This is a genomic window from Candidatus Magnetaquicoccus inordinatus, from assembly GCF_004217665.1.
Classification (GTDB): domain Bacteria; phylum Pseudomonadota; class Magnetococcia; order Magnetococcales; family Magnetaquicoccaceae; genus Magnetaquicoccus; species Magnetaquicoccus inordinatus.
The window spans coordinates 11739-21916 of record NZ_RXIU01000037.1 but is presented as its reverse complement, the minus strand read 5'-3'; the positions used below and the strand labels follow the sequence as shown (position 1 = coordinate 21916).

The following is a 10178-nucleotide window of genomic DNA, read 5'->3' as shown; positions in this document are numbered from 1 at the left end:
GGCTTTGCCCTGCTCCCACCAGGAGGAGATAATCTCCTCCTGGAGCTCCATAATAAGTTTATTGTTTTTATGGATTAGGGATCTTGCGAGGAGGGTCACTCTCTCTCTCTCTCTCTCTCTCTGGATTGCCAGCAGATAACCCGCCAGCCAAGCGTTGGGCAGATCGACGCTCACGCGCCTTTCCTCGATTGCAGCAGTGTAAAGAGAGCTTTGGGAGGTTGTGGCAAAGAGCCTTCATAATGGCTCTCCCACTGCTGCAGAGTCCGACAATGGTCGGCAAAAAGAGGGTGCAACGTTTCTGGAGAGAAACGATAGGGGCCTTTGATGGTGCTCTCCTGGAGGCTGAAACATTTGAGCAGCAACAGCCCTTGCTCCTGCAACAGACGGTAAATGGTCTGCACATAAGTGGCGCGACTTTCAGGAGGCAGCACATGGAAACAACCGCGATCCAAAACAGCGTCAAAGGGGCCCGTCAGGCCGCTGTGCAGAATATCATCAACCAGAGTGGTGACAGTAACCCCCTGACTCTGCGCATAGGCGGCAGCAGCAGCAACAGCCGCCGGAGAAAGATCGGTAGCAGTGACCTTTAGCCCTTGGGCGGCCAGCCAGGCCGCTTGGGTTCCCGGTCCCGTGCCGACATCAAGAAAATGGCCAGAGCGCAAGGCATGGCTCTCTATCACCCGCTGCAGATCCTGATCGGCAGCAGTGGTATACCAGGGCATTTTTTCTACTGGTTCGGTTTGATAGAGAGTCTCCCAGTGCGGAAAATCACCCTCCTGGCGTGGTTTGGCAAGTTCGGACATCGTGTAATCCTGAAGTTATTTGGTTTGGAGATAGCGGCTCTTCAGATGAAAGCCAAAAAAGAAAAACGACGCATCAAACAACTCCTTTGCTATCTGAACAGTGAAAAGATAAAAAAGGCCGCATTCGTGGCAGACGCCAAGCAAGCAGCACGAGCAAGAGCAACCCATGCAGCAGGGGCGTGCGCCAATCGGTGCGGGTCAGCAGGAAAAAGTGCAGGATTACCAAAAGAGAGGCGGGATAGATCAAGGTGTGCCAGCGTTGCCAGGCCCCCCCCAGGCGACGCATCCAACTGCGGCTGGAGGTGATGGCCAAGGGCAAGAGCAGTACAAAAGCCAAAAAGCCGACCAGGATAAAGGGGCGTTTGCGCAGATCCTGGAGGATCTCTGTCCATGCCAACCCACGTTCAAACAGCAGATAGATAGCCAGATGCAGTGAGGCATAAAAAAAGCTGGCCAGACCAAAGAGGCGACGCCAGCTCGCCCAGGTGGGTATGGACAGGAGGCGACGCAACGGAGAGATGCTTAAAGTCAACAGCAGCAGCCAGAGCGCCCAGTCACCGGTAAAACGCAGCCAATGTTCGACAGGATTGGCACCCAACAGATCCAGTCCACTTTGCAGCAACTGCCAAAGCAGAGGCAAAAGCATAAGCAGGAGAGGAGGAAAGTGCGGCACGGAAAGAGTCCGTTATTAAAAATAGTGATGCAAATCCATATCTTTGTATAGGCTGGCAACCTCATCGCCATAGCCATTGAACGGCAAGGTGGCACGACGCAACAGCTCTCCGATACGCCGCTCTTTATTTTGTGGCCAGCGGGGATGGTCCACCTCCGGATTGACATTGGCATAAAAGCCATATTCGTCGGGAGCCAACTGATTCCAGGTGGTCTGCGGTTGTTCATAGCCAGCGCTGATACGCACAATCGATTTAATGCTTTTGAAACCATATTTCCAGGGCACCACCAGGCGGATTGGCGCACCGTTTTGTGGGGGCAACTGTCGACCATACATGCCGACAGCAAGAATGGTCAGTGGGTGCATGGCTTCGTCCAAACGCAACGCTTCCCGATAGGGCCAAGGCAGCACTTTTTCTTTTTGTCCCGGCAGTTGGCTGGGATCATAGAGTGTCTCAAAAGAGATAAAACGGGCCGCTTTGGTCGGTTGCAACCGCTGCAGCAGATCCTTGAGCGGAAAGCCGATCCAGGGAATCACCATCGACCACCCTTCAACACAACGAAAACGATAGATGCGCTCTTCCAAGGGATGGGGTTGCAGCAACTCCGCCATGGAAAAGGTACCGGTTTGTTGAAAGGCACCAGCAATATTCACCTGCCAGGAGTCCAAGGGCAAACGGTCGGCATTGGCGGACGGAGTGGTCTTGCCGCTGCCTAACTCATAAAAATTGGTATAGGTGCTGACATCCTTGAAGGGGGTTTGTGCTTCATCAAGAGTGATCACCCCTTTGCGAACATCCGCAATCTCCTTTTGGGCAGCGGCCAAAAGCTGCTCGGTGGCTGCAGAAAAAACAGCGCTGGCGCTGGCGGCAGCCACACCCTTCATCAGCAAGCGACGTTGGCGAAACAGCGTTTCCGGGGTGACATCCGCCGCTGTCAAATCGGGATTCCAGCGCAAAGGCATGCAGCACCATTCTAGGCAAGAGGGATGAGGTCAATAATGGCTATCGGAGAAGCTGGGTAGACGCCCGGTCAGTGCCTCCAGCATAAACAGCTCTTCGTCGGAATGGTTGATCAGGGCTCCTGGACGCAGCGGTTTTCCGGTCTCCAGCAGGCGCGCTGTGTGGTGTTTTGAATCCAAAAACTCTTGGTAATTGGCAGCATTTTGAACTGCTATATCGGCTTTGCCATAGCAGAGGCAGAGATAATCCCCCAGCGGTTCCGCTTGCACAAAGATCCCGGTGCCACGGATACCGATGTGGATGCTGGGCAGTTGCAACTGTTTTTTGCCACTGGCAAAGACAGAGAGAATGCGACCACTGTGCAGAGTAAAGCCACTGCTTTGTTGGGGAAGAGCGTTCGTGCTGGGATGAAAGGTAAGGGAGGTGTGCGCGCCGATCAGATAGGCATCCGCCCCCATCACCAGCACAGTACGGCTTTCAGCACCGCTTTGCACAGTCGAGCCGGGGGCAATACGGGCACCGGCTGCAACCGCTTCTCCATCAACCAGTAGCTCTCCTTGCAGGCGACGGATTCCCTGTTGCCAGTCGCTGGCATTGCCTTTGCTTGCCAAAGCAAGGGTAGAGAGAAGAGTTTGCCACAAAAAGCGCCGTCGTTGCGGGGAGTAAGGGGGCATTGCGCGACTCCGCTGCCAAAAAGTGTCCGATTAGCGTAAGGAGAGATATAACAGAGAGGCTGGAGTGCGTCAATCAAAATTAGTTGACCGTTCGGTCATCATTAATAGAGTTTATCGGCAGCTTGTAGCCGCCAAGAAAGAGGGGAACATTGGGAAAAAATGTTGAAATTTTGATTAAATTCAGGTAGAATCAGCAACGGGTAGGAAAGAGTATTAAGAGGGGATAGGAGTTGTTGAGAGCAGTTTGAGCGGGAAAAAGCACATTCGCATGTTCTAACGTAATGAATGGCCATCTCCGCAATGCCACATTTTTTTGCAGCCAAGGTGACTGACATGTCTACACCGAATTTGACGCAGGGACTCGCTTTACCACAAGAGATGACCAACTCTTGGAGCGCTCACGGGAGTATTGTCCCGTTGGGAGGGGAGGCCCTGTTACCCCAGGCATCAATCTTCCTGGAAGGGGAGTTTGTACGGGAGGGTGATCATCTGCTGATCACTGGACCCAATGGGGAGCACTATCTGGTGCAAGACTATTTCAGTGGTGCCGAGCCACCGATTTTGACCGCACCCAATGGGGCCTTTTTGTTGCCGGAGACAGTCTCGTTGCTGTTGCCGCTGGAGGCCAGCGGTATGATGGTAGCCGGGCCGGTTCCTGCACCCGCTGATGCGGCGGCTCCTGCTGCTCCGGGAGCGGCTCCTGCAGCAGCTCCGGGTGGGGCGATTGGCAAGGTAAAAGGGATCACCGGTTCCGCTACCGCCCGCAGTCAAGGGGGGGAGAGTCGGACCCTCAAGGCTGGGGACAGCGTTTTTGAGGGGGAAGAGGTCAAGACCACCGATGGGGCGCAGGTGCAGTTGGAGTTTGTCGATGGTACCCTGTTCCAAGTGGGTGCGGCAGCCCGGGTGCTGATCAATAAATATCTCTTCAATCCGGCGGCCGGCCAGGGCGAGTTTGGGGCCACCGTGATGAAGGGGGCCTTCTCCTATACCAGCGGTAATTTGGCGACCCAACATCCGGGCCGTCACACCTTGATCAAAACCCCGACCGCCCAGATCGGTGTGCGTGGAAGTAAATTTCAGGGCAATGTGGGCGAAGATGGCAAGACCGACCTCTTGCATAACGAAGGGGTGATCGACGTTTCCGATAAAAATGGTAACGGCACGGTGACTTTGCTGCAGCCGGGTACCGCAACGGTGGTGACCCTGGATGGTGGGCCATCACCCGCCTTTGTTGCTACTGCGGATTTTATCAATCGCTTAAAATCGATGCTGCCCACGGTGGCGCCCAGCCAGACCCCACAACAGGATAGCCACGCCCCGACCGATAATGTCCAACAAACAGCGCTGGTGCAAAATCTGTTGGATGGTTACAAAAATAGCAATCTTGACAGCAGCATGGTCAAGGGTACTCTGGGTATCAACCTGGATAAGATGACCGAGGCTGAACGGCATGAGTTTGTCAGTGATCTGTCGCAATTGGCGCAAGCGCTGCCTCCGCTGCCGGCGCCCAAGTTAAACCTCAGCCATGGTGTCTTTCTCGACAGTGCCGTTGCCGGCATCCACTACAGCACACCTACCCACTCTGGGGTGACCGATGCGACGGGTGGTTTTTCCTTCCGTCCCGGTGAAACAGTGACCTTTTCGGTTGCTGGGGTGGTGATTGGCAGTGTCAGCATGGGTGCAGATGGCAAATTGCCGATTGTCACCCCGGACCTGTTGGCCAAGGCGGCTACTGCGGATGAAACGCTGCAGCATAATGTGGCGGTAAATATCGTTCGCCTGCTGCAAACCCTTGATCTCGATGGCAATCCTGCCAATGGTATCGCTCTGAGCGATGAACTGCTTGCCAACGCAGCAAAAATTGATTTTACCCTCTCCACGGAAGACTTTGCCAACAATGAAGCGGTCAATAATCTGGTCAAAGAGTTGACCGATTCAGCGACCGGCGAGTTGATCTCCGAAAAGCTGGCGCTGCAACACTATCAGCAAACCTTGGATATGTTGACCGCTTTGAGCGATGTCAAGGTGGAGTCGGCCAGCTTTTTATATGCGGTAGAGGGTGAAGCTCTCTCTTTTCATCTGTCGCCCGACACCTTTGTTGCCCCCAATGGTGCGACTGTCAGCTATGAGGCAAAACTGCTTGGTGGTGGTGGCTTGCCCACTTGGCTGACCTTCAATGCCGCAACCGGAGAGCTTGCCAATCTCACCGGTGTGCTGCCTGACGATGTCGATACCGAACAGGCGATTGTGATTCAGTTTTCCGCTACCATCAATGGGGTCAATGCCGACTCGGCTGCGGTCAACTATGTGTTGATGGTGCAAAATGTCAATGAGGCACCAGAGTTGGATGCGGCACATCCGCTGCCGGATCTGTTGGCCTACCAATCGGCCAACGGCATGCAACTGCATCTGGCAACCTATCTCATCGATCCCGATCCACATGATCAACTCAGCTTTACGGTCCATTATGATCAGGGCAGTCTCCCCTCCTGGCTGCATCTGACAGACGGGGTGATTACCAGCAGCAACACTGAATTGGCCGCACACCAAGGGGTGCATCATCTGCATGTGATGGCAGAGGATCTTTCGGGCTTAAGCAAAGCGGTTACTGTTGATTTTGTGGTGGATAACCATGCGCCCAGCGTGGTCCAGGCGTTTGCCGATCAAACGGCTACCCAAGGCAGTGTCTTCTCTCTGTCCAGCAGTAGTACCTTTGCCGACCAGGATAGTGAGGTCTGGAATGATGCTTTGACCTACAGCGCCACTGTATTGGTGGGTGGACAGACCCAAACGCTTGCTGCTGCCTCCGATACCAGCAACAGCTTTTGGTTAAAGTTTGATTCGAGCACCGGCCTCTTTTCGGGTACTCCGCTCGCTGCGGATATTTCTACCAATGCGCTCGTTGTGACCGTTACTGCGGCTGACCGGGCTGGGGTAGAGGTAAGCGACTCCTTTACCTTGACCGTTGCCAATGGCAATGATGCACCGCTATTGGTCACTCCCATGGCTGACCAGAATCTGATTCAGAACAAGCCTTTCAGTATTGCTGTTCCCGCCAACACCTTCAGCGATCCCGATCTTGTTTTTGCAGATCAGCTCAGCTATTCGGCCACCCTGAGCGACAACACTGCGCTGCCATCCTGGTTAAATTTTGATGCGGCCAGCAATAAATTTTATGGGACAGCTCCGGCAACGATAGGTGATATTACAGTCAAGATAATTGCCACCGATCTGGCGCAACTGAGCCAGTCTGACGAGTTTGTGATCCATGTCAACTCGTTAAACCAGAGTCCCACCTATGTGGGTGGGGCGTGGAGCAACAGCACATTGGCACAAGGGGCCGGCTCCTGGAGCTATACCCTTGCCACCAGCGATTTTCATGATCCCGATGCCGCGGATACTCTGCAGTATAGTGCCAAATGGTTGCGCAATGGTACTCCGACTACCTTGCCGAGCTGGCTGCAATTTACGGTGGATTCGTTAAGCGGGCATATGGTTTTTTCCGGTATTCCGGGCAACAGTGATGTGGGGCAATATACCATTCAGGTGAGCGCCAGCGATGCTGCCAATGCCTTTGCCGATAACAGTTTTCAAATCAACGTAACCAATGTCAATGATGCGCCGACAGTGGTGGCGGGAGGTTTGGTCAGCAAACCGGTCTCCTTCAACCCCAATTCGCTTGATCCGGAGTTGACCATCAGCAGAGCCGACATGCAGGCCGATTTTCTTGATCTGGATGAGAATGTCGGTATCGATCATGCGGATCTGGATAATTTGAGCTTTACGGTGACTTTGCAGGATGGTTCGGCCTTGCCCTCCTGGGTGAGTTTCAACACAACGACTGGTGCCTTGACCATCAATCCGACAGAAAATGAGATTGGTATGTTGTTGGGGGTGCGCCTCACCGCCACCGACACTCATCAGGCGAGCGTCAATGATAATTTTCTGATTTTGGTGACCAAAGCCAATACCGCTCCGACATTTGCGGCAGAGATTGGCGATGTCAAACCGGCAGACAGCACGGCAACCGATGGGCGCATCTTTTTGTATGAACTGCCGGTGGCTGCTTTCCGCGATGCCGACATGCCTTATGATCGTTTGAGTTTTTCTTTGGTGGGCAGCTTGCCAAGCTGGTTGCGTTTTGATGCCGACTCGCACACCTTGATCGGTACGCCGGGTGATGCGGATGTGAGCACTCCGGTAACTGGCCTGAAGTTGCGGGCTACCGACTGGGCTGGGGCAACCGTCGATTCCGATCCCTTCTCGGTGACCATCAACAATGTCAACGATGCACCGATCGTAAAAAATCGTATGGGCAGCGTGACCTTTGAAACCGGCAGCACCCTTTCTTATGCCTTGGAAAAAAGCAATAGCGCCCTCAATGTCTTTACCGATGAGGATGTCAAATATGGGCTGACGGTGACCAACAGCAGCAATGCAGCGGTGGTCGATGCCCTCAGCTATCAGGCCATTGCTATCGGTACCACCCCCAGTTGGTTAAAGTTTAACAGCACAACCAACTCCTTCTACATTGATACCACTCTGCATAGTGCCACCACCTTGGGCAGTGATGATATTGGCACCTACACCTTCCGGGTGGAGGCCAGCGATGCGGTGGGGGCCAAAGTTTCCGATGTCGTCACCTTTGTGGTCAAACAGCAAAATACGGCGCCGCTCTATCATGCCAATCTGTTCAGCAGCACCGGCCATAATGCGGTGGAACAGGGCTCTTCCTATCTTTGGGTGCTTGACAAAGGGTTGTTTACCGATAGCGACGCCGGAGACAGCTTGACCTGGGAGGCAACCTTGGTCAATGGCCAGGCTCTGCCCTCCTGGTTGGTCTTTGATCGGGTTTCCCAAACTTTTGTCGGCACACCACAAAATGCCGATGTGGGAACCTTGCAGATCAAGTTGACGGTCCATGATAAAGCGGGAATCTATCCCTCCAGTTCGGCAACCTTTGATTTGACAGTCGGCAACAAGAATGATGCGCCGACCTTGACTGCTGGCAAGGAGATTCCAGATCTTTTTGCCACGGTGGGGCGGGGATTTTCCTATACGGTGGATGGCAATACCTTTACCGATATCGATATGGCGGTGGATCCCAATGCCACTTTGAATCTGAGCGCCACCTTGGCGGATGGCAGAGCACTCTCCACCACAGGTTGGCTTGGTTTTGATTCCGCCACCCGTTCTTTCAGCAGCAGCGGCAATGTACCGGTGAGCGCCTCTGGGGCGCTGACCGTGCGCGTCACTGCCTCGGATGGCAGCCTGTCGGCCTCTGATCTGTTCAATGTGGTGATCAACCATGCGCCGAGCGCCACCCTGGGCAGCATCTCCATCAGCAAACATGCCCAGCAAGGGGGCAGCTTTTATTATAAATTGCCGACCACTCTGTTTCAGGATAGCGATTTGGGCAGTGGCGATGTGCTGAAACTCTCAGCCACTCTGCTCAGTGGACCGGGCGGCTTGAGTGCTGGCAGTTTGCCCTCCTGGCTGACCTTTAATAGTGGATCGGGTATTTTGGTGGGTACTCCTGACAATGCCCAGGTAGGTACCTGGAGTGTGCGGGTGAGTGCCACCGATCAGGCAGGTGTGCAGGCAAGCACGGATCTGAGTTTTGTGGTGGATAATCTCAACGATGCGCCAACGGTACAGAGCAGCATTGGCAATGTCTGGAAGGATAGCAGCCACAATACCGGTGTGTTGCTGCAAAAAGATTTGAGCACGGTATTCAGCGATCCCGATAGTGGTATTGATCCGAGCAATACCGGCAAGTTGAGCTACTCCTACACCTTGTTGGGTAGCACCGGTTTGAGCGATGCCAATCGGCCCAGCATTGCCATCAGTTCGGCAGGAGTTTTGACCATCACTGCCGGAAGCGCACTCCCGGAGAGTGAACTCAACCTGATGGTCAAGGCAACCGATGGTGGTGGTTTGTCGGTATCGGAGTTGGTTTCCCTGCATGTGATTCCCAGCAGCGGTTTGCAGAGTGGCAACATTTCCACCCAGGTGGCAACCCAGGATAAGGGTTTTGTTTTCAGCCTGCCGAGCAACGCTTTCTCGGTAAACAGCGGCTATGCCTTGAGCAAATATCCGTTGCAACTCTCCACCAAGCTGGCTGATGGCAGCAGCTTGCCCAGTTGGCTGCAGTTTGATGCAGATTCCAACACCTTCTATGGCAAACCGAGCTCGACAGATCTGGCCTCTTTGCCGCTTTTGACTCTCTCCACTGGCGAGAAGGTGGGCAAGTTGAGTCTGCAGGTGACAGCCACCGACAAAACCGGGGTGAGTGCGACCGACAATTTTGATTTGCTGGTGCACAACAGCAACGATGCGCCGACCATCAACTCCGCTGTTACCTTGAGTGTGCCTGATTTGACGCAGGGCAGCGCCTTTCAATATATTTTGCCCCAGGGGCGTTTTACCGACAGCGACAGCAAGTTTGGTGATCGGGTCGATATGAGCGCTTTTTTCAGCGGTGGCAGTGCGATTACCACCAGCAATGCCGAGTGGTTGCACTTTGATGCGGCGACCAATCGTCTCTACAGCACCAGCGGTCCGACGGTTGCTGGCGATGTCAGTATTCGTTTGACGGGCACCGATCAATCCGGGGCTTCGGTTTCGGAAGTGATTACCTTGCACATTCTGCCGCCCAACAATGCCCCGACCATCAGCACCTCCTTGAAGGGCTATTTTGAGGCGACAGATGGCAACAATGCCTTGGTCAACCCACTGGAGGTGGGGACGCTCTTTTCCAAACAGATACCGAGCAATACCTTCAACGATGCGGATGGCGACAAGCTGACCTATTCGGCCTTTACCATGGATGGTCAGGATTTGTCGGCAGCCGATTCCACCTTCTGGCTCCATTTTGACAAAGAGACTGGCACCTTTTTTGGTACTCCCAGCCTGCAGGTGCAGAGTGATGGCACCATTTTGGATGATACCGGAGTGGTCAAGGTCAAGTTAATCGCCACCGACTCCCGCAATGCTTCTGTTGCCGATCTGTTTGACATCACTGTACAAAACACCAGCAACCATGCTCCGGTATTGGTCAAGCCGGT

The 10178-nt window shown here is 53.9% G+C and carries 5 protein-coding genes; 1 reads left to right on the top strand and 4 read right to left on the bottom strand.

Going from position 1 to position 10178, the window contains the following annotated elements:
- Nucleotides 1–170 precede the first annotated feature (170 nt).
- The 4 genes from EJP87_RS04970 to EJP87_RS04955 all read right to left on the bottom strand — a co-directional run bounded on the left by EJP87_RS04970 (nt 171) and on the right by EJP87_RS04955 (nt 3111).
- Nucleotides 171–803: an SAM-dependent methyltransferase gene (locus tag EJP87_RS04970; protein ID WP_130470756.1), complete on the bottom strand. Its 633-nt coding sequence runs from the start codon at nt 801–803 to the stop codon at nt 171–173.
- A 73-nt stretch (nt 804–876) separates the two neighbouring features.
- Entirely contained in the window at nt 877–1476 is a 600-nt protein-coding gene (locus tag EJP87_RS04965; protein ID WP_130470755.1) for a protein-methionine-sulfoxide reductase heme-binding subunit MsrQ, read from the bottom strand.
- A 15-nt stretch (nt 1477–1491) separates the two neighbouring features.
- Nucleotides 1492–2439 (bottom strand): protein-methionine-sulfoxide reductase catalytic subunit MsrP, encoded by a 948-nt coding sequence (gene msrP / locus EJP87_RS04960; RefSeq protein WP_130470754.1) that lies wholly within the window; start codon nt 2437–2439, stop codon nt 1492–1494.
- A 30-nt stretch (nt 2440–2469) separates the two neighbouring features.
- Nucleotides 2470–3111 (bottom strand): FecR family protein, encoded by a 642-nt coding sequence (locus EJP87_RS04955; protein ID WP_130470753.1) that lies wholly within the window; start codon nt 3109–3111, stop codon nt 2470–2472.
- Between the two features lie 333 nt (nt 3112–3444).
- Here EJP87_RS04955 and EJP87_RS17665 point away from each other — a divergent pair.
- A partial coding sequence (locus EJP87_RS17665) for a putative Ig domain-containing protein (RefSeq protein ID WP_193771145.1) occupies nt 3445–10178 on the top strand: 6734 nt, incomplete at its 3' end.